This is a genomic window from Streptomyces sp. NPDC002138, assembly GCF_040296485.1.
In the GTDB taxonomy this organism is placed as follows: Bacteria; Actinomycetota; Actinomycetes; order Streptomycetales; family Streptomycetaceae; genus Streptomyces.
Genome location: NZ_JBEOXE010000007.1, coordinates 145,825 through 164,101 on the forward strand (window position 1 = coordinate 145,825; position 18,277 = coordinate 164,101).

Below are 18,277 nucleotides of genomic sequence, written 5' to 3' on the forward strand. Positions count from 1 at the left end.
CCCGGGTGTCACCTGCGTCCCCTAGCGTTCGGCGGTGGGTGTCCCCCGCGTGCGACCGCACGCGGGGATCGGGGGAAGTCAGCGGAGGGGGCGGTCGTGGCCGAGCCACGTCCCGGCGAAGAGCCGGCGGACCTGACGGGGCCGGAACGCCGGATGTGGAGCGCGTTCCGCACCGGCAACGTCTGCGACCTGAGCGCGCGGAGCATCGACGAGGACGATCCGCACGGGGAGCGCACTTGGGGGCCGGGGCGCAGCGTCCGGGCGCGGGTGGTGGCGCTGCTGCTGCTCCACGGGCCGCCGCCGGTGCCGGGCCGGGTGTCCTCGCTCAAGCTGCGGGGCGCGCGGATCACCGGGCGGCTGGACCTGTCCGGGGGCCTGGTCGATCCGTTCGTCGAATTCCAGTCCTGCCGCTTCGACAGCGAGGTCCAGCTGTCCGAGACGCGGCTGGGCACCCTGCGCGTGGTCAACTGCGCGGTGCCCCGCCTCGACGCGGCCCGGCTGCACACCGCGGGGGACCTGCACCTGCTGCGCTGCCGGGTGGCCCGCGGGATCCGGCTGACCGACGCGCAGATCGGTACGGACCTGCTGATCAGCGAGCTGGTCGCGCAGCGGGACAACCGGGGGCGGGCGATCGCCGCGGACGGGATGTCGGTGGCCCAGGACTTCCAGGCCGATCTGCTGGAGACGTACGGGGAGGTCAGCCTGCGCGGGGCCAAGATCGGAGTGTCGATGAGCCTGCGCGGGGCCCGGCTGAGCAATCCGTACGGGCGGCTCGCGCTCAACGCGCCCACGCTGACCGTCGAGCGCACCCTCTACCTGACCTCGATCGCCCTGACGAGCGGGAGCGGTGACCCGGGCGCGACTCCCCCGTACGGGTGGGGCCAGACGCCCACGCGCGGCGGCCGCGCCCGGCGCTTCGAGTGCCGGGGCGGGCTGCGGCTGGACGACGGGCGGTTCGGGGACGCGGTGGACTTCTTCGGCGCCCGGTTCCTGCTCACGGAGGAGCAGGAGATCTCGCTGCGCCGGATCCAGACGCCGGAGCTGCGGTTCGTGGGCGAGCAGCCGGAGCGCGGCCGGGTCGTGGTGTCCGGGGCGAAGGTGGTCAAGCTGGTCGACCAGTCCACGAGCTGGCCCGCCGCGCCGGGCGCCGTCTCGATGCAGGGGTTCGTGTACGAGACCCTCGCGCCCCGCGGCCACTTCCCGCTCGCCCGCCGCCTGGCGTGGGCGGAGGCCTCCTGCGCCGAGTACTCCCCGGAGCCGTACGAGCGCCTGGCGGCCGTACTGCGCGCGAGCGGGGAGGACGCGGACGCGCGGGAGGTGCTGCTGGCCAAGATGCGCAGGCGCCGGGCCACGCTGCCGCCCGCGGCGAAGGCGTGGGGGCACCTGCAGGACTGGACGATGGCCTACGGGTACCGGCCCGGGCGGGCCGCGCTGTGGATGGCGGTGCTGTGGGCGGCGGGCACCGTGCTGTTCTCGCTGCACGATCCGCAGCCGATCAAGGCGGACGAGCATCCGCAGTGGAGCCCCGCGCTGTACGCCCTGGACCTGCTGCTTCCGGTCATCGACCTCGGCCAGCAGGGGCAGTGGCTGCTGAAGGGCGGCTGGCAGTGGGCGGCCTCCGTGCTGGTGCTGCTGGGGTGGGTGCTGGCGACGACGGTGGCGACCGGGGCGTCCCGGCTGCTGCGGCGCGGGTGACCGGGGGCTACGCGGTGGGCGGACAGGGTGACGGGGGTGGCCGCCCGGCCACTACCCTGAGGCCGTGACCACCGTTCGCCTGCCCCTCTTCCCGCTCAACACGGTGCTGTTCCCGGGACTCGTCCTCCCGCTGAACATCTTCGAGGAGCGTTATCGCGCCATGATGCGCGAACTGCTGAAGTCGGGCGAGGAGGAACCGCGCCGCTTCGCCGTCGTGGCCATCCGCGACGGCCGTGAGGTGGCGCCCACCGCGCCCGGCCTGCCCGACCAGAGCGCCCTGCCGGAGCGCGGCCCGGCCGCGGGCTTCGGTGCGGACCCGATCCAGGCCTTCCACCGGGTGGGCTGCGTCGCGGACGCGGCGACGATCCGGGAGCGCGAGGACGGCAGCTTCGAGGTGCTGGCCACGGGGACCACCCGGGTCCGGCTGTTGACCGTGGACGCGACCGGGCCCTTCCTGGTGGCCGAGCTGGAGGAGCTCCCCGAGGACGCGGGCGAGAGCGCGGGCGCGCTGGCCGAAGGGGTGCTGCGGGCGTTCCGCTCGTACCAGAAGCGGCTCGCCGGGGCCCGGGAGCGTTCGCTGACCGGGGCCGAGCTGCCGGACGACCCGTCCGTGGTGTCGTACCTGGTGGCGGCGGCCGCCATGCTGGACATCCCGTCCAAGCAGCGGCTGCTCCAGGCGCCGGACACGGCGACGCGGCTGGCGGAGGAGCTGACCCTGCTGCGGTCGGAGACGGCGGTCATCCGGCATCTGCCGTCGCTGCCTATGGTCGACCTGACGCGTACGCCCACGAACCTGAACTGACGGCGGGACCGAGCGGTATGGCGAAGAAGACGAAGCAGGCCGGAGCGTCGGTGGCGGGGACTCCGGCGGTGGTGGCGCTGGCCGCCGCGGGCGTGGAGTTCCGTACGCACGCCTACGAGCACGATCCCGCGCACCCGTCGTACGGCGAGGAGGCCGCGCAGGCGCTGGGGGTGTCCCCGGAGCGCGTGTTCAAGACGCTGGTCGCGGAGGTGGACGGGCAGCTGACGGTGGCGGTGGTCCCGGTGGCGGGGAGCCTGGACCTCAAGGCGCTCGCGGCCGCGGTGGGGGGCAAGCGGGCCGCGATGGCGGACCCTGCGCTGGCGGAGCGGACCACGGGGTACGTGCGGGGCGGGATCTCGCCCCTGGGTCAGCGCAAGCGGCTCCGTACGGTCCTGGACGCGTCGGCGTCGGCGCACGCCACGATCTGCGTCTCGGCCGGGCGCCGCGGCCTGGAGGTGGAGCTCTCCCCCACCTCCCTGACCACCCTGACGGCGGCCACGCTGGCCCCGATCGCCCGCCCCTGACCCGGTTGCGGCTGCCGTTCCCTCCGGGAGCGCCTCAAACGCCGCAGCACCCCAGCCCCGCCGGCGTTTGAGGCGCCCCCGGAGGGGACTCGCAGCCGCAGGCGGCCGGCTTCGCCAGGCCAGCCCGGCCGCTTCCGCCCGGCGCCCTCCAGGGGGCGGCGGGGCTGGGGGTGGTCCGCTCCGACGCAGCCCGCGGCCCCGCCGCCCTCCGGGGGCGCCTCAAACGCCGGCGGGGCTGGGTATGCCACGGGTGCCCCGCGCCGCGATGGCCGGCCCGTACGAGTCGACCGCCCTCCCGGGGGCGCCTCAAACGCCGCAGCACCCCAGCCTCGCCGGCGATTGAGGCGCCCCCGGAGGGGACTCGCAGCCGCAGGCGGTTACGGGGTCGGGTCCGACGGGGTGTGGACGTGGGGCGGGGGGTACGTGGTCCAGGGGGACGGGGGGGACGGGTCGCGCGGGGTGAACAGGGCCGTCAGGGCCAAGTGCACCGCCACCGCCGCCATCGGCCACGCCAACAGCACCGCGTACGCCAGCAACTGCAGCGGAGCGTCGAAGGGAACCCCTTCACCCACCTGCTTCGCCCGGGCGACCACATCGTCGGACGGCCCGAGCCAGAGCCCCACCCGCCACCCCACCAGCGCCGCGAAGACCGAGCCGAGGCCGAGCCCGACGACCAGCGCCACGCCCCCCGCGCGCCGCCACAGGAACGTCGCGGCCGCACTCACCGCACCCAGCCCCACGGACAGCAGCAGGAACGTGCCGTCGGACCCGATCCGCGCCTCGCTCTCGGTGTCCTTGAGGAACACGGCCTGCCCGTTGGAGACGTACTGGAGCCGCGGCGAGAGCCACACCCACAGCAGTCCGAGCAGCACCCCGGCCACCCCCACCAGCAGGGCGACGGCGGCGCCGTCCCGGACCTCGGCGGCGGTCACCACCGGCGCTCCGGTGGCTGCGGGCGCGTCGAGCACGTGCTCGTCGAGCACGGGCGGCTCGAAGGGGTCTCGGGGCGGCGGCGGGGTCACGGCTTCGGTCACCCCCACATCGTGCCAGGTGACACCCGGCCCGGCGTCAGCGGACCGCCGCCCGCCGGTACGCCTTGGTCGCGACGGCCAGCGAGACCACCCCGACCGCCCCGCACACGGCGAGGTCGAGGCCGACGGCGGCCCAGTCCGGATGCGGGGCGAACGTACGGGCGAAGGCCTCCACGCCGTAGGTCGACGGCAGCAGGTCCCGCGCCCACACGATGACGTCCGGCATCCGCTCCGGCGGCAGCACGCCCAGCAGCAGCGCCGCCGACATGCCCAGCTGCCCCGCCAGGGTGGCCAGCTCCTGCCGGGGCGCCAGCAGGCCCAGCGCGGCGCCCAGCCCGGCCAGCGCGGCCCCGGCCAGCGGCACCACGGCGGCCAGGATCCACAGCCCGCTCATCGGCAGCCCGAACAGCACGCACCCGAAGACGGCGGTGACCAGCGTCCCGGGCAGCGTGAAGGAGGCGTACGCGGCGGCCGCGCCCAGCACCACGGCGGCGGGCGGCACCGGCAGGGTGGCGTAGTGGTCGAGCCCGCCGCTCGCGCGCAGCTGGCCGAAGTACTGGGCCAGCAGGTTCAGCGCGACGAAGGCGACCACGAGGACTGACGATCCCGCGACCACGGCCCGCGCCTCGGAGCCACCGCCGCCGTCGACCACGCCCCGCATGAGGATCATGATGCCGACGGACTGGAAGGTCGCGACGAACAGCAGCGGGATCCGGGAGACCCGGGCCCGGGAGAGCTGCGCCTTGTAGACGGCGGCCAGCGACGGGAAGAAGCGTGCCCGGGGGGCCAGCGGCGCGGGCCCGGCGGACTCCGCGGTGGCGCTCGCGGGGACGACGGCCGTGAGCAGGGGGTTGGTCACGATTTCACGAGGCCCTTCGTACGCCCGCCCAGGGCGAGGTAGACGTCTTCCAGGCTGGGCGTGGCCAGGGTGAAGTCGTCGAGCGCGGCGAAGGCCGGCCCGCCGGTGACGGCGGCCACCGCCGTCCGTGCCGCGTCGGCGCCCAGGCGCAGGGTCCAGCGCCGCCCGGATTCCTCGGCCCGCTCGCGCAGCGCCGCGACCTCGGGGACGTGCAGCGGGGCGCTCTCGCGCCACACCAGGTCGAGCCGGACCTCGTCGGAGACCTCGGCCTTGAGTCCGGCCGGGGTGTCGCAGGCGATGACCCGGCCCTGGTCGATGACGGCGACCCGGTCCAGGACCGTTTCGGCCTCGATGACGTTGTGGGTGACCAGGAGGACCGTCGTGCCGTGTTCGGCGCGCCGCCGGTCGACGGCGCTCCAGACGGCCCGGCGGGCGACCGGGTCCATGCCGGTGGTGGGTTCGTCGAGGACCAGCACGGGCCGCTGCCCGACCAGGGCGGCGGCGAAGCAGGCGAGCCGCCGCTGGCCGCCGGAGAGCTTCTTCAGCGGCCGGGCGGCGATCTCGGTGAGGCCGAGTTCACCGAGTACGGCGTCCCGCTCGGCCCGGGCCTCGCGCAGGCCGAGCCCGCGCAGCCGCCCGGTCGTCTCGGCGGCCAGGGAGACGGTCAGCTCGTCCAGGGCGGTGGATTCCTGCCCCAGGTAGGCCAGCAGCCGCGAGGCCCGCTCGGGGTGGCGGACGAGGTCGTGGCCGAGCAGGGTCACGGTGCCGGAGTCGGGCCGAAGCAGTCCGGTGAGCTGGCGCACGAGGGTGGATTTGCCCGCGCCGTTGGGTCCGAGCAGGCCGAAGATCTCACCGCGGCGGACGTCGAGGCTGATCCCGTCGCTCGCGCGGACGGCGGGCAGGGCCGGTGCCCCGCGCCCGCCCCGCGCGGCGGGGTAGGTCTTGACCAGGTCACGCACGGCGCAGACGACATCCCCCGGTCCCGACGCCACGGAACGTGTCCGTCCTGCCTGTGCTGTGCCCGTATTCACGAGGCAGCAGCCTACGGGGTTCCCGCCGGGCCGCCGCCCCCGGGGCGCGGCGGCCGGGCGCGGCGGCCGGAGCCGGGCGCGAGCGCGGGGTTCACTCGCCGCCGGGGGTCACCGTCGCGCCGCTCGGGGCGGGCGCGGCGGCGTGCGCGGTGGCGCCCGGGACCGTGGGCTGCGCCGTGCCGGCCTGCTCGGCGGCGGCGCGGACGTCGATCTCCCGCCAGAACCCGGCCCGGATGGCGTAGCGGTCGTGTTCGTCGATCTGGTCGTCCTTGTGCGCGAGCAGTCCGAAGCGGGCGGCGTAGCGCAGCAGCTCGCCGTCGATGCGGTGCGGGATGCGCGGGTACATGGTGGACAGCTTGTGCAGGTGGACGGTCTCGGGGAGGCGTTCCATCCAGCGGCGGGCGAAGACCTGGCCGACCTCGAAGGGGTCACCGCCGACGGTGGTGATGTCCTCCTCGCGGTCGGCCCAGCGCTGCTCGGCGCTGGTGAGCTGGGCGAGGGTGGGCAGCGAGGCGGTTTCGGCGGGCTCGCCGAGCGGCCCGGCCCGGTCGATCCAGCCCTTGTCGGAGGACCAGCGCAGGGCGCTGCCCGGCGCCTGGGCGCCCGGTGAGGCGTGGTGCCCGTTCGGGCCGTGGGCGGGGCCGGTGCTCTGGCTGGGTGCGCGCAGGACGGCGAGGTCCTTGGGGGTGGGCACGGGCCGCCCGGGCGCGACCGGCTGGGTGGGTCCGGCCGGGCCGGCGCCGGGGGCGGCGCTCTCCTCCCCGGCGCTCCGGCTCCCGGGGGCGGAGCCGTTGCGGGTGGCTTCGGCGAGGGCGGCCTCGGGCAGCGGGGCGGAGAGGATCGCGGCGATCTCGGGGCGCGGGGCGGGCGGCGGGGCGCACAGTCCGGCGAGGTCCCGGGCGCGGACGGCGCGGGTGATCCAGGTGCGGTCGAGGACCCGGCGTTCGTCGGCCTCGGCGACGAGGTCCTCGGACTGGTTGTAGTCCCCGTCGGCGGCCTGGACGGCCCAGAGGTGGACGGCGACCCCGTGTTCCTTGGCGGACATCAGGCCGGGCAGCAGGTCGCCGTCGCCGGTCACCAGGACCACGTCCGAGCAGGCCCGGTTGCGGGCGAGTTCGGTCAGCTCGGCGTGCATGGCGGCGTCCACGCCCTTCTGCGCCCAACGGCCGTCGCTGCGGGTCAGGGCGCCGAGCCGGACGGTGACCCGGGGCATGACGCGCAGCCGCCGGTGTTCCGGCTGCGGTACCCGGTCGGGGGCGCCGTCGAACCAGTAGATGCGCAGCAGGGGCTGCTCGGTGTCGGCCTCGGCCCGCTCGCGCAGGCCCTGGATGAGGGCGGCATGGTCGACGGTGATGCGGGAGCGCGAGGGCTCCCCTGCGAGGAGACTCGCGGCGGCGCCCAGCAGATAGCCGGCGTCCACCAGGACGACGCAGCGGTCCACGCTTCCACCCTCTTCCCTGGGGGTCCCGCCCGGCCGAGCGGGGGGACGGTCTGGGTTTTCCCCGAGTCTGCCCGAACGCAAGGGCGTTGACGGCCGGAACTCGATCATCGGCGTGGCGGATCTCACGGCGGGCGCGGGAGGGGCGTCAACTACGCGCAGTAATGATCCAAAATGCGGGCCTTCGGACGGTATGTGAGGGTGAAGGCGGTCCTGGCCCCTAGACCCTCACGGAGGTTCCACCATGGCCAAGAACAAGAAGCAGAACCGCGACCAGAAGTCCTCGGCGCCCGAGCGGGGCTCCGATCAGGCCAAGAGCTCGTCGATGACGGATCAGGCCGAGCAGCGGATTTCGCAAGCGACCCCCGCGGACATGGCCCGCAAGGGCCGGGAGAAGCGCTTCGGCCACAACTGACGCCTCCGTGGGCGGCATGTGAGAGGGCGCGTCCGGGATCTCTCCCGGGCGCGCCCTTTCTTCACGTACGGCGATCAGCGCCGCCGGGCCGCCGACGCCGGAGCGGGTGGCGGCGGCGCCGTTATCCGGCCAGGCAGGACGGGCCGAGCAGGACCTTCAGGTCGCCGAAGAGGGCGGGGTCGGGCTGCACCCGGTGCTTGTCGAGGCGCAGCACGGTGGTGGTGCGCGGTCCCTGGAGCTTGATCCGGACCTCGGTGTTGCCCTTGTGGTGGCGCAGGATCTCGCCGAGACGGGTGACCATCGGAGGGGTGACCTTGACGGTCGGGATGGTCAGGACGACCGGCGCGTTGGTCCCGGCGGAGGAGAGGTCGGGGACCATCATCTCCATCGCGACCAGACGGGGGACGTCCTCGCGCTTGTCGAGGCGGCCCTTGACGAAGACGACGGTGTCCTCGACCAGCTGGGTCGAGACGAGCTGGTAGGTCGCCGGGAAGAACATGCATTCGATCGAACCGGCGAGGTCTTCGACGGTGGCGATCGCCCAGGCGTTGCCCTGCTTGGTCATCTTGCGCTGGAGGCCCGAGATGATGCCGCCGATGGTGACGACCGCGCCGTCCCCGTGCTCGCCGCCGGTGAGCTGGGAGATGCCCGCGTCCGTCTTGTCGGAGAGCACGTGCTCCAGGCCGAAGAGCGGGTGGTCGGAGACGTAGAGCCCGAGCATCTCGCGCTCCTGGGCGAGCAGGTAGGACTTCTCCCACTCGACGTCGGAGAACTCGACGTCGAGGCCGAAGCCGGGCTCGTCGCTCGCGCCCTCGTCACCCATGCCGCCGAACAGGTCGAACTGTCCCTCGGCCTCCTTGCGCTTGACCGCCACCACGTTGTCGATCATCGGTTCGTGGTGGGCGACCAGGCCCTTGCGGGTGTGGCCCATCTCGTCGAAGGCCCCGGCCTTGATCAGGGATTCGACGGTCCGCTTGTTGCAGACCACGGCCTCGACCTTGTCGAGGAAGTCGGGGAAGGAGGAGTACTTCCCCTTGGCCTTCCTGGTCTTGATGATCGAGTCGACGACGTTGGTGCCGACGTTGCGGACGGCGGTGAGCCCGAAGAGGATCACGTCGTCGCCCTGGGCCGCGAAGTTCGGCTCCGACTCGTTCACGTTCGGCGGGAGCACCTTGATGCCCATGCGCCGGCACTCGTTCAGGTAGATCGCGGACTTGTCCTTGTCGTCCTTGACCGAGGTGAGCAGGCCCGCCATGTACTCGGCCGGGAAGTTCGCCTTGAGGTAGGCGGTCCAGTAGGAGACCAGGCCGTACGCGGCCGAGTGGGCCTTGTTGAAGGCGTAGCCGGCGAAGGGCACCAGGACGTCCCAGAGCGCCTTGATCGCCGCGTCGCTGAACCCCTTCTTCCGGGCCCCCTCCTCGAAGATGACGAAGTTCTTCGCCAGCTCCTCGGGCTTCTTCTTGCCCATCACGCGGCGCAGGATGTCGGCCTCGCCGAGCGAGTACCCGGCGATGATCTGGGCGGCCTTCTGGACCTGCTCCTGGTAGACGATCAGGCCGTAGGTGACCGCGAGGACCTCTTCGAGCGGCTCCTCCAGCTCCGGGTGGATCGGGGTGATCTCCTGCTGCTTGTTCTTGCGCAGCGCGTAGTTCGTGTGCGAGTTCATGCCCATCGGGCCCGGCCGGTACAGGGCCGAGACGGCGGAGATGTCCTCGAAGTTGTCGGGCTTCATCAGGCGCAGCAGGGAGCGCATGGGCCCGCCGTCGAACTGGAAGACGCCGAGGGTGTCACCGCGGCCGAGCAGTTCGAAGGTCTTGGGGTCGTCGAGCGGCAGGCCGAGGAGATCGATGTCGATCCCCTTGTTGGCCTTCACCATCTTGACGGCGTCGTCCATGATCGTGAGGTTGCGCAGGCCGAGGAAGTCCATCTTCAGCAGGCCGAGCGACTCGCAGCTCGGGTAGTCCCACTGGGTGATGGTGACGCCGTCGGTGTGCCGGACCCAGACGGGCACGTGGTCGGTGATCGTCTCGCTGGACATGATCACGCCGGCCGCGTGCACGCCCATCTGGCGGACCAGGCCCTCGACGCCCATGGCGGTGTCGATGACCTTCTTCACGTCGGGCTCGTTCTCGTACATCCCGCGGATCTCGCCGGCCTCGCCGTAGCGCGGGTGCTTCGGGTCGAGGATGCCGGAGAGCGGGATGCCCTTGCCGAGGACGTCGGCGGGCATGGCCTTGGTGAGCCGGTCGCCCATGGCGTAGGGGTAGCCGAGGACGCGCGCGGAGTCCTTGATCGCGTTCTTGGCCTTGATGGTGCCGTAGGTGCCGATCATGGCGACCTTGTCGGCGCCGTACTTCTCGGTCACGTACCGGATCACCTCGACGCGCCTGCGCTCGTCGAAGTCGATGTCGACATCGGGCATGGAGACGCGCTCGGGGTTCAGGAACCGCTCGAAGATCAGACCGTGGGTGATCGGGTCGAGGTCGGTGATGCCCATGGCGTAGGCGACGATCGAACCGGCCGCGGAGCCACGGCCCGGGCCCACCGCGATGCCCTGGTTCTTGGCCCACATGATGAAGTCGGCGACCACGAGGAAGTAGCCGGGGAAGCCCATCGAGATGATCGTGTCCATCTCGTACTCGGCCTGCTTCATCCGGTCGTCCGGGATGCCTCCGGGGTAGCGGCGCTGCATGCCGCGCATGGTTTCCTCGCGGAACCAGGTGACCTCGGTGTAGCCGTCCGGGATGTCGAACTTCGGCATCAGGTTCCGGAACTGGAACATGCCCTCGGTGTCGATCTGGTCGGCGACCAGCTTCGTGTTGGCGCAGCCCTCCTGCCAGGCGTCCGAGGAGTCGATGGCGTACATCTCGTCCGTGGACTTCAGGTAGTAGCCGGTGCCGTCGAAGCGGAAACGGTCCGGGTCGGAGAGGTTCTTGCCGGTCTGGATGCACAGCAGGGCGTCGTGGGCGCCCGCCTCGCTCGCGTAGGTGTAGTGCGAGTCGTTCGTCACCAGCGGCGGGATGCCGAGCTTCTTGCCGATCTCCAGCAGCCCGTCGCGGACCCGGCGCTCGATCTCGATGCCGTGGTCCATGAGCTCCAGGAAGTAGCGCTCCTTGCCGAAGATGTCCTGGTATTCGGAGGCCGCCTTGAGGGCCTCGTCGAACTGGCCGAGGCGCAGTCGGGTCTGGAGTTCGCCGGAGGGGCAGCCGGTGGAGGCGATGAGCCCCTCGGACCACTGGCTGATGGTCTCCTTGTCCATGCGGGGCCACTTGGTGAGCCAGCCCTCGGCGTAGGCGTCGGAGGACAGCCGGAAGAGGTTGTTGAGGCCGGTGGCGTTCGCCGCCCAGATGGTCTTGTGGGTGTAACCGCCGGAACCGGAGACGTCGTCGCGCTTCTGGTGCGGCTGGCCCCACTGGATCCTGCGCTTGTTGCGCCGGGACTCGGGGGCGACGTACGCCTCGATCCCGATGATCGGCGTGACGCCGGACTTCTTCGCGGTGTGGAAGAAGTCATAGGCCCCGTGCAGGTTGCCGTGGTCGGACATGGCGATGTGGGACATGCCCATCTCGTTGCACGCGTTGAACATGTCCTTGAGCCGCGCGGCACCGTCCAGCAGCGAGTACTGGGTGTGGACGTGCAGGTGCGTGAACGGCGTTTTGGTCACGACGGCAGACCTCCGGGGGAAGTGAGGGGGCAGCCTCGAAGTCTACGTCGACCCGGTAAAAGATCGCGGGCACCGACGGGTACGGTCATCCGTTGCAGGACCAAGGACGCTGTCCGGAAACCGACCGGCAGCGCCGAACCACCCGCGCCACCTGGAGGCACCCGCCATGGCGGTCACCGAGACGACGAACGAGCAGCGCGCCGAACAGATACTGGACGTGTTCGACACCGCTTTCGGTGAGCTGCTCGCGGCCGACCCCGCCGCCTTCCAGGTCAAATTCCGCAAGATGGCGGCCTCGGCCTTCGCCTTCTACCGGGGCACGGCCTGCCTGTTCTACGCCGATCTGGAGCGGGAGCGGCACGGCGGTCCGTACCTGGACGAGCAGACCGGCCGGGTCTGGATCCACGGCGATCTGCACGCCGAGAACTTCGGCACGTACATGGACTCCAACGGCCGGCTGATCTTCAACGTCAACGACTTCGACGAGGCGTACGTCGGCCCCTTCACCTGGGACCTCAAGCGCTTCGCGGCCTCCGTCGCCCTGATCGGCTACACCAAGGCGCTCAGCGACGAGCAGATCACCGGCCTGGTGCGGACGTACGCCGCCGCCTACCGGGAGCGGATCCACGCCCTGGCCACCGGCGCCAAGAACGACGAGGTGCCGTCCTTCACCCTGGACACGGCCGAGGGCCCGCTGCTGGGGGCGCTGCGCGCGGCCCGGGCCCGGACCCGTTTCTCGCTGCTGGACTCGATGACCGAGATCCGCGACTTCGAGCGCCGCTTCACCGAGGGCGGCGGGGCGATCGAGCTGGACGCCGCCACCCGGTACAAGGTGCTGGCCGCCTTCGACGGGTACCTGGAGACCCTGCCGGAGGAGTCCCTGGTGCGCCCGGACTCCTACCGGGTCAAGGACGTCGTCGGCCGCCGGGGCGTGGGCATCGGCTCGGCGGGGCTGCCCTCCTACAACATCCTGCTGGAGGGGCACAGCGACGCCCTGGAGAACGACGTCGTGATCTACCTCAAGCAGGCGCAGACCCCGGCCGTGTCGCGGCACGTGACCGACCGGGCGGCGCGCGAGTACTTCCTGCACGAGGGCCACCGCACGGTGATCTCCCAGCGCGCGCTCCAGGCGCACGCCGATCCGTGGCTGGGCTGGACCGAGCTGGACGGCTCGGGGCAGCTGGTCGCGGAGGTCTCCCCGTACGCGGTGGACCTGGACTGGTCGGACATCGACGACCCGGAGGAGATCGCGGCCGTGGTCGCGGACCTGGGCCGGGCGACGGCGACCATGCACGCGGCGGCCGACGCGGCCGAGAGCGGGCAGTCGCTGGTGCCCTTCTCCACCGAGCGGGCGATCGACGCGGCGATCGCGGCCGACGAGGAGGGCTTCGCCGCTCTGCTGGTCGATTTCGCGCACGCCTACGGAGCCCGGGCGCGCGCCGACCACCAGATCTTCGTGGACCTCTTCCGCAATGGGCGGATTACCGCCTGAACGTCCGCTTGTGTGCGGGGGGCCACAGTCCCCCGCACACAGGGACGCATGGCACACTCGGCCGCAATGGACATATCAGAGGCAGGGCCACGAGGGCTGCGGGCGGCGCTGTTCAGCGCGCTCGTCGTGCTGCTCTCGGCCGGCTCGCACGTCCTGATGTCCCGGGTGCCGCTGCCGCCCGCGCTGGTGGCCGGGGCCTTCACCGCCGTCTTCGGACTGGCCTTCGTACTGGCCGGGCGCGAGCGCGGCTTCGGTGCGATCGCCGGGCTGCTGGTCCCGCTGGAGCTGGCCGCCGACACAGCCTTCACCGCCGCCCAGCACTTCTGCTACGGCCCCGCGGGCGGCCCGGTCGACGGTCCGCTGCGCGCGCTGGGGCTGGCCGAGCTGTGCGGGGGCACCCCGGTGGGCGGCCCGCTGACCGAGGTCACCGGGGCCGCTCCGGATCCCGCCCTGCTGCTCGCCTCGCCCGCGCCCTGGACGCCCTGGCTGCTGCTCGGGGCGCACGTCTCGGTGGGGCTGCTGGCCGCGCTGTGGCTGCGCCGCGGGGAGCGGGCGCTGGGCCGGCTGCTGCGGGTGGTCGCGGTGCGCGCCTTCCGGCCGCTGCTGCTGGCGGTGGCCTCGGGCGGCGCCGCCCCGCCGTCCGCGCGGCCCGCGCCGCGCACGGCACGTCCGGGCGCGGGGGCCCGTACGCGCTTCCCCGTGCACTCCGTGGGACGGAGGGGACCGCCCCGTCCGGCGCCGCTGTTCGGCGTCTGACCCAGGCAGTCCCCCATCCGACCCGCATCACCCCACGGAGTACCCCATGAGTTCTCGCAACAGCCAGGCCAACAAGGCAGCCGCCCGCGAGAAGCTGCGCGCCGAGCGCGAGCGCCAGGCGAAGAAGGACAAGGCCCGTCGGCAGTTCATCGTGGCGGGCGCGGTCGTCGCCGCCCTCGCCCTGGCGGGCGGGATCGGCTACGCGGTCGTCCAGAACACCAAGCCGACCGCCTGGGAGGCCGCGGCCACGGCCACGCTGGTCAAGCCGAAGAACACCACCGGCGACAACGGCACGACCGTGGTCATCGGCAAGGCCGACGCGAAGAAGACCCTGGAGCTGTACGAGGACTCGCGCTGCCCGGCCTGCGCCCAGTTCGAGCAGAGCTCCGGCGCCCAGGTGAAGAAGGACGTCGACGCGGGCAAGTTCAAGCTCCAGTACTTCGGCGCGACCTTCATCGACAACATGTCCTCCGGCGAGGGCTCGAAGAACGCCCTCAGCGCGCTGGGCGCGGCGCTCGACGTCAGCCCCGAGGCGTTCCTGGAGTACAAGGCCGCGCTGTACTCGACGGCGAACCACCCCGACGAGCGCGACGACGCCTTCGCCAAGGACGCGGCCCTGCTGAAGATCGCGGACCAGGTCCCGGCCCTCAAGGGCAACGCGGCCTTCAAGAAGGCGGTCGAGGACGGCACCTACGACCGCTGGGCGCTGGAGATGTCGAAGGCGTTCAACAAGTCCGGGGTGACGGGCACTCCGACGCTGAAGATGGACGGCAAGAAGATCGAGACCCCGCAGACGGTCGACGCGTACAACACGGCGATCGACGCGGCGCTGAAGGGCTGATCAAGGGCGCTGATCAAGGGCTGATCAACGGCTGATCCCGCGACGGCGGGACCAAAGGGCGGGCGAACTCCCAGAGTTCGTCCGCCCTTTGCCTGTCCAGCACTGTTTTCTGGCCTTACTGGCCAGTAATCTGACCGCCCGTGACCAGTCTTCTCCCCTCCTCCGCCACCGAGCCGCGCCGCCGTACGGTCGTCAAGGCCGCCGCCGGTGTCGCCGCGCTCGCCCCCTTCGCCGCGACGGCCGCCCTGGGAAGCGCCGCCCACGCCGCCGAGAACGCGCCGCTCTTCCTGCACGGCGTCGCCTCGGGCGACCCGCTGCCCGACGGCATCCTGCTCTGGACCCGCGTCACCCCCACCGCCGAGGCCGTCCCCGGCTCCGGCCTCGGCCCCGCCACCCGCGTGGACTGGGAGGTGGCCGAGGACCGGGCCTTCTCCCGGATCACCGCGAGCGGCTCCGTCACCGCGACCGCGGCCGCCGACCACACCGTCAAGGCCGACGTGCGCGGGCTGCGCCCGCAGACCACCTACTGGTACCGCTTCACCGCGGGCGCCACCATCTCCCCCGCCGGGCGGACCCGCACCGCCCCGGCGAACGAAGCCCAGGTGCCCGGCGTCCGCTTCGGCGTCGTGTCCTGCGCGAACTGGGAGTCCGGGTACTTCTCGGCCTACCGGCACCTGGCCGCCCGTACCGACCTGGACGCGGTGCTGCACCTGGGTGACTACATATACGAGTACAAGACCGGGGGGTTCCCGGAGGCGAAGTACGTGGTGCGTCAGCACGAGCCGCTGCACGAGATCCTCACCCTCGCCGACTACCGCACCCGGCACGGCAAGTACAAGACGGACGCGGACCTGCGGAACCTGCACGCCGTCCATCCGGTGATCGCGATATGGGACGACCACGAGTTCGCCAACGACGCCTGGTCGGGCGGGGCCGAGAACCACACCCCGGGCACCGAGGGCGACTGGGCGGCCCGCGCCGCCGCCGCGAAGCAGGCCTACTTCGAGTGGATGCCGGTCCGCACCTCCACCGAGGGCACCGTCTACCGTCGGCTGCGCTTCGGCGGCCTCGTCGACCTGCTCCTGCTGGACCTGCGCACCTTCCGCTCGCAGCAGGCCACCGTCGGCAGCGGCAAGGTCGACGACCCGGAGCGCACCATCACCGGCCGGACCCAGCTGGACTGGCTCAAGTCGGGGCTGGCCTCCTCGCAGGCGGCGTGGAAGCTGGTCGGCACCTCGGTGATGATCTCGCCGGTGGCCTTCGGCTCGCTCCCGGCGCACCTGCTGGAGCCGCTGGCCGAGCTGCTGGGGCTGCCCAAGGGCGGGCTCGCCGTCAATGTCGACCAGTGGGACGGGTACACGGACGACCGGGCGGAGCTGCTGGGCCACCTGAGCGGCCGGAACATCAAGAACACGGTGTTCCTGACCGGTGACATCCACATGGCCTGGGCCAACGACGTGCCGGTGACGGCGGCGACGTACCCCTTCTCCAAGTCGGCCGCGGTCGAGTTCGTGGTGACCTCGGTGACCTCGGACAACCTCGACGACATCCTGCACGTCCCGGCCGACACCGTCTCCCTGGTGGCCGAAACGGCCGTGAAGGCCGCCAACCGCCATGTGAAATGGCTGGACATGGACGCTCACGGGTACGGGGTTCTGGACGTGACCGCCGAGCGGTCGCAGATGGACTACTACGTGATCTCGGACAAAACCAAGCAGGACGCGACCACGTCCTGGGAGCGGTCCTACCGGACGCTGAACGGTACCCAGAAGGTGGAGCGGGCAGACCGGCCCGTTCGCTGACAGACCGTCAATTTTCCTGTGAGCGGGGGTTTTCGGCCACGTTTCGGAAGCCCCCGCTCCCCTGAAGCAACAAATCTTTTACTTTCAAGCATTGACTCAAAGATGACATGCGCACGTAAGCTTCGCGCCAGCGTGAGGAAATACCTCCGCCCCCACCACGCTACGAGGAGCCAACGTGCGCGCTGCTGCCCGCATATCCCCCCTTCTCCGCCGCCGCCTCATGGGCACGGCCGTCCTCGCCGGAACCCTGGCCTTCGCGCCGCTGACCGTCCCCACCACGGTCGCCGCCGCCTCGCCCAAAACCCCCGCCGAGGTCTGCGCCGACCAGGGCTCCGGCGCCGCCGCCAACGCCCGTGTGACGCGCCCCCAGGCGAAGCACGCGTCCGACCCCAACGAGGTGTCGGACGCGCAGGTCAAGGCCATGGACGCCGACCTGAAGTCGAAGCTGGGCCTGGCGGCCGCCACCGCCAAGGCGGAGCAGCTCGACGGCCTGCGCGCGAGCGCCGGCGCCGTCGCCGCGACGACGACCATCCCGGTCTACGTCCACGTGATCACCAACGGCTCCGCCGGACAGCTGACGTCCGCCCAGATCAACAGCCAGATCGCGGTCCTGAACGCCGCCTACGCGGGCCAGGGCAGCGGCAACGTCGACTCCGGCTTCCAGTTCTCGCTGGCCGGCACCGACACCACGAACAACGCGACCTGGTACACCGTCTCCGACGGCACCAAGGCCGAGAAGGACATGAAGAACGCCCTGCGCAAGGGCGGCAAGAACGCGCTGAACCTCTACACCGCCAACCTCGGCGGCGGGCTGCTCGGCTGGGCCACCTTCCCCAGCTCCTACGCCTCGCAGCCCACGATGGACGGCGTGGTCATCCTCAACAGCTCCATCCCCGGTGGCTCGGCCACCAACTACAACCAGGGCGACACCGCCACCCACGAGGTCGGCCACTGGCTGGGGCTCTACCACACCTTCCAGGGCGGCTGCTCGGGCAGCGGTGACTCGGTCTCCGACACCCCGGCCGAGTCCAGCGCGGCGTTCGAGTGCCCGACCGGGCGCGACACCTGCACCGCGAGCGGCGTGGACCCGATCCACAACTTCATGGACTACACGTACGACTCGTGCATGTACCAGTTCACCGCGGGCCAGGTGGCCCGCATGAAGAGCATGTGGACCGCCTACCGCGGCTAGTGGCACAGCGGTGACGGGGCACGGTCCGGCATCCGCCGGGCCGTGCCCCCTCGTCGTGAACGACGGCTTCCGTTGTCTCCCCCATCGCGCGGAACCCGACCGCCGCGCGGGACGCCCTAAAGGCTGTCGAGGAACGCGAGGGCCGCCTTCCAGGTCTGGTCGGCGGCCTCCTCGTCGTAGTCCGGCAGGTCCGGGTCCGTGTAGAGGTGGCCCGCGCCCGGGTACCGGTGGACCTCGACGTCCGCGCCCGCGCGCTGCATCCGCAGGTACCAGGCGGTCAGCCAGTCGTGCGGCTCGAAGGGGTCCGGGTCCGCGAGGTGCAGCTGCACCGGCAGCTCGTCCACGGCCGCGTCGTCGGCGATGTCCGAGGTGCCATGCAGGAGCAGCAGCCCGCGCGCCTTGTCGTCGGCGAAGGCGAGGTGCTGGGCGATCGAGCCGCCGAAGGAGAAGCCGGCGTAGACCAGACCGCTGTCGGAGAAGGGGGCCGCCGCCAGGACCGCCCGCTTGAGCAGCTCGTCGCGGCCGATCTCCTCCTGGTGGGCCATGCCCTCCTCGACCGTCTCGAACGTCCGCCCCGCGAAGAGGTCGGGGACCTGCACCTCGTGCCCGGCGGCGCGCAGCCGCTCGGCGGCGGCGTGCACCGCGGGCCGCAGTCCGTACGTCGAGTGGAAAAGCATGATGTTCATGAGGCAATCGTGCCAGCTCCGCGGGCTCCCGCCCACGGGAGGCCGACCG

General features: G+C 72.0%; 15 protein-coding genes. 9 read left to right on the forward strand and 6 right to left on the reverse strand.

The window, feature by feature from the left end:
- The first annotated feature begins 96 nt into the window (after positions 1-96).
- From ABT084_RS06870 to ybaK, 3 genes are all read left to right on the forward strand, one after another.
- Complete coding sequence (locus ABT084_RS06870; RefSeq protein ID WP_351038819.1) at positions 97-1,695, forward strand: oxidoreductase; 1,599 nt, start codon at positions 97-99, stop codon at positions 1,693-1,695.
- A gap of 64 nt (positions 1,696-1,759) precedes the next feature.
- Positions 1,760-2,497 (forward strand): LON peptidase substrate-binding domain-containing protein, encoded by a 738-nt coding sequence (locus ABT084_RS06875; protein WP_351038821.1) that lies wholly within the window; start codon positions 1,760-1,762, stop codon positions 2,495-2,497.
- Positions 2,498-2,514: 17 nt separating this feature from the next.
- Positions 2,515-3,021 (forward strand): Cys-tRNA(Pro) deacylase, encoded by a 507-nt coding sequence (gene ybaK / locus ABT084_RS06880; protein WP_351038823.1) that lies wholly within the window; start codon positions 2,515-2,517, stop codon positions 3,019-3,021.
- A gap of 377 nt (positions 3,022-3,398) precedes the next feature.
- On the opposite strand, the gene ABT084_RS06885 is transcribed toward ybaK, so the two are convergent.
- The 4 genes from ABT084_RS06885 to ABT084_RS06900 form a co-directional block, all read right to left on the reverse strand.
- A complete protein-coding gene (locus tag ABT084_RS06885) occupies positions 3,399-4,055 on the reverse strand; it encodes a hypothetical protein (RefSeq protein ID WP_351038825.1) in 657 nt (218 codons plus the stop codon).
- A 34-nt stretch (positions 4,056-4,089) separates the two neighbouring features.
- Positions 4,090-4,899 carry an ABC transporter permease gene (locus ABT084_RS06890; protein ID WP_351038913.1) on the reverse strand — a complete coding sequence of 270 codons (810 nt, stop codon included), beginning with the start codon at positions 4,897-4,899 and terminating at the stop codon, positions 4,090-4,092.
- A gap of 8 nt (positions 4,900-4,907) precedes the next feature.
- The gene (locus ABT084_RS06895; protein ID WP_502968851.1) at positions 4,908-5,942 is read right to left on the reverse strand and encodes an ABC transporter ATP-binding protein; all 1,035 of its coding nucleotides are present in this window, start codon (positions 5,940-5,942) and stop codon (positions 4,908-4,910) included.
- A 91-nt stretch (positions 5,943-6,033) separates the two neighbouring features.
- Positions 6,034-7,383 (reverse strand): NYN domain-containing protein, encoded by a 1,350-nt coding sequence (locus tag ABT084_RS06900; protein WP_351038829.1) that lies wholly within the window; start codon positions 7,381-7,383, stop codon positions 6,034-6,036.
- A 241-nt stretch (positions 7,384-7,624) separates the two neighbouring features.
- On the opposite strand from ABT084_RS06900, the gene ABT084_RS06905 reads away from it, so the two are divergent.
- Positions 7,625-7,795: a hypothetical protein gene (locus ABT084_RS06905; RefSeq protein ID WP_351038831.1), complete on the forward strand. Its 171-nt coding sequence runs from the start codon at positions 7,625-7,627 to the stop codon at positions 7,793-7,795.
- A 121-nt stretch (positions 7,796-7,916) separates the two neighbouring features.
- Here the strand turns inward: ABT084_RS06905 and dnaE are convergent, their stop codons facing one another.
- A complete protein-coding gene (gene dnaE, locus ABT084_RS06910; RefSeq protein ID WP_351038833.1) occupies positions 7,917-11,459 on the reverse strand; it encodes a DNA polymerase III subunit alpha in 3,543 nt (1,180 codons plus the stop codon).
- 166 nt (positions 11,460-11,625) lie between these two features.
- On the opposite strand from dnaE, the gene ABT084_RS06915 reads away from it, so the two are divergent.
- From ABT084_RS06915 to ABT084_RS06935, 5 genes are all read left to right on the forward strand, one after another.
- Complete coding sequence (locus ABT084_RS06915) at positions 11,626-12,951, forward strand: DUF2252 domain-containing protein (RefSeq protein ID WP_351038834.1); 1,326 nt, start codon at positions 11,626-11,628, stop codon at positions 12,949-12,951.
- 66 nt (positions 12,952-13,017) lie between these two features.
- Positions 13,018-13,707: a hypothetical protein gene (locus ABT084_RS06920; protein ID WP_351038836.1), complete on the forward strand. Its 690-nt coding sequence runs from the start codon at positions 13,018-13,020 to the stop codon at positions 13,705-13,707.
- Positions 13,708-13,753: 46 nt separating this feature from the next.
- Positions 13,754-14,548, forward strand: coding sequence for a DsbA family protein (locus ABT084_RS06925; protein ID WP_351038838.1), 795 nt, complete (start codon positions 13,754-13,756; stop codon positions 14,546-14,548).
- A 140-nt stretch (positions 14,549-14,688) separates the two neighbouring features.
- Positions 14,689-16,350, forward strand: coding sequence for an alkaline phosphatase D family protein (locus ABT084_RS06930; protein ID WP_351038839.1), 1,662 nt, complete (start codon positions 14,689-14,691; stop codon positions 16,348-16,350).
- 220 nt (positions 16,351-16,570) lie between these two features.
- Positions 16,571-17,542, forward strand: coding sequence for a zinc metalloprotease (locus tag ABT084_RS06935; protein WP_351038915.1), 972 nt, complete (start codon positions 16,571-16,573; stop codon positions 17,540-17,542).
- 116 nt (positions 17,543-17,658) lie between these two features.
- Here ABT084_RS06935 and ABT084_RS06940 read toward each other — a convergent pair whose 3' ends face one another.
- A complete protein-coding gene (locus ABT084_RS06940; RefSeq protein ID WP_351038841.1) occupies positions 17,659-18,228 on the reverse strand; it encodes a dienelactone hydrolase family protein in 570 nt (189 codons plus the stop codon).
- Positions 18,229-18,277: the final 49 nt, after the last annotated feature.

What these genes read in the sequence shown, in the direction of transcription:
- ybaK (WP_351038823.1), top strand. Translation starts at nt 2,515, where the DNA reads ATGGCGAAGAAGACGAAGCAGGCCGGAGCGTCGGTGGCGGGGACTCCG.
- ABT084_RS06920 (WP_351038836.1), top strand. Translation starts at nt 13,018, where the DNA reads ATGGACATATCAGAGGCAGGGCCACGAGGGCTGCGGGCGGCGCTGTTC.
- ABT084_RS06940 (WP_351038841.1), bottom strand. Translation starts at nt 18,228, where the DNA reads ATGAACATCATGCTTTTCCACTCGACGTACGGACTGCGGCCCGCGGTG.
- ABT084_RS06915 (WP_351038834.1), top strand. Translation starts at nt 11,626, where the DNA reads ATGGCGGTCACCGAGACGACGAACGAGCAGCGCGCCGAACAGATACTG.
- ABT084_RS06925 (WP_351038838.1), top strand. Translation starts at nt 13,754, where the DNA reads ATGAGTTCTCGCAACAGCCAGGCCAACAAGGCAGCCGCCCGCGAGAAG.
- ABT084_RS06905 (WP_351038831.1), top strand. Translation starts at nt 7,625, where the DNA reads ATGGCCAAGAACAAGAAGCAGAACCGCGACCAGAAGTCCTCGGCGCCC.
- ABT084_RS06935 (WP_351038915.1), top strand. Translation starts at nt 16,571, where the DNA reads ATGGGCACGGCCGTCCTCGCCGGAACCCTGGCCTTCGCGCCGCTGACC.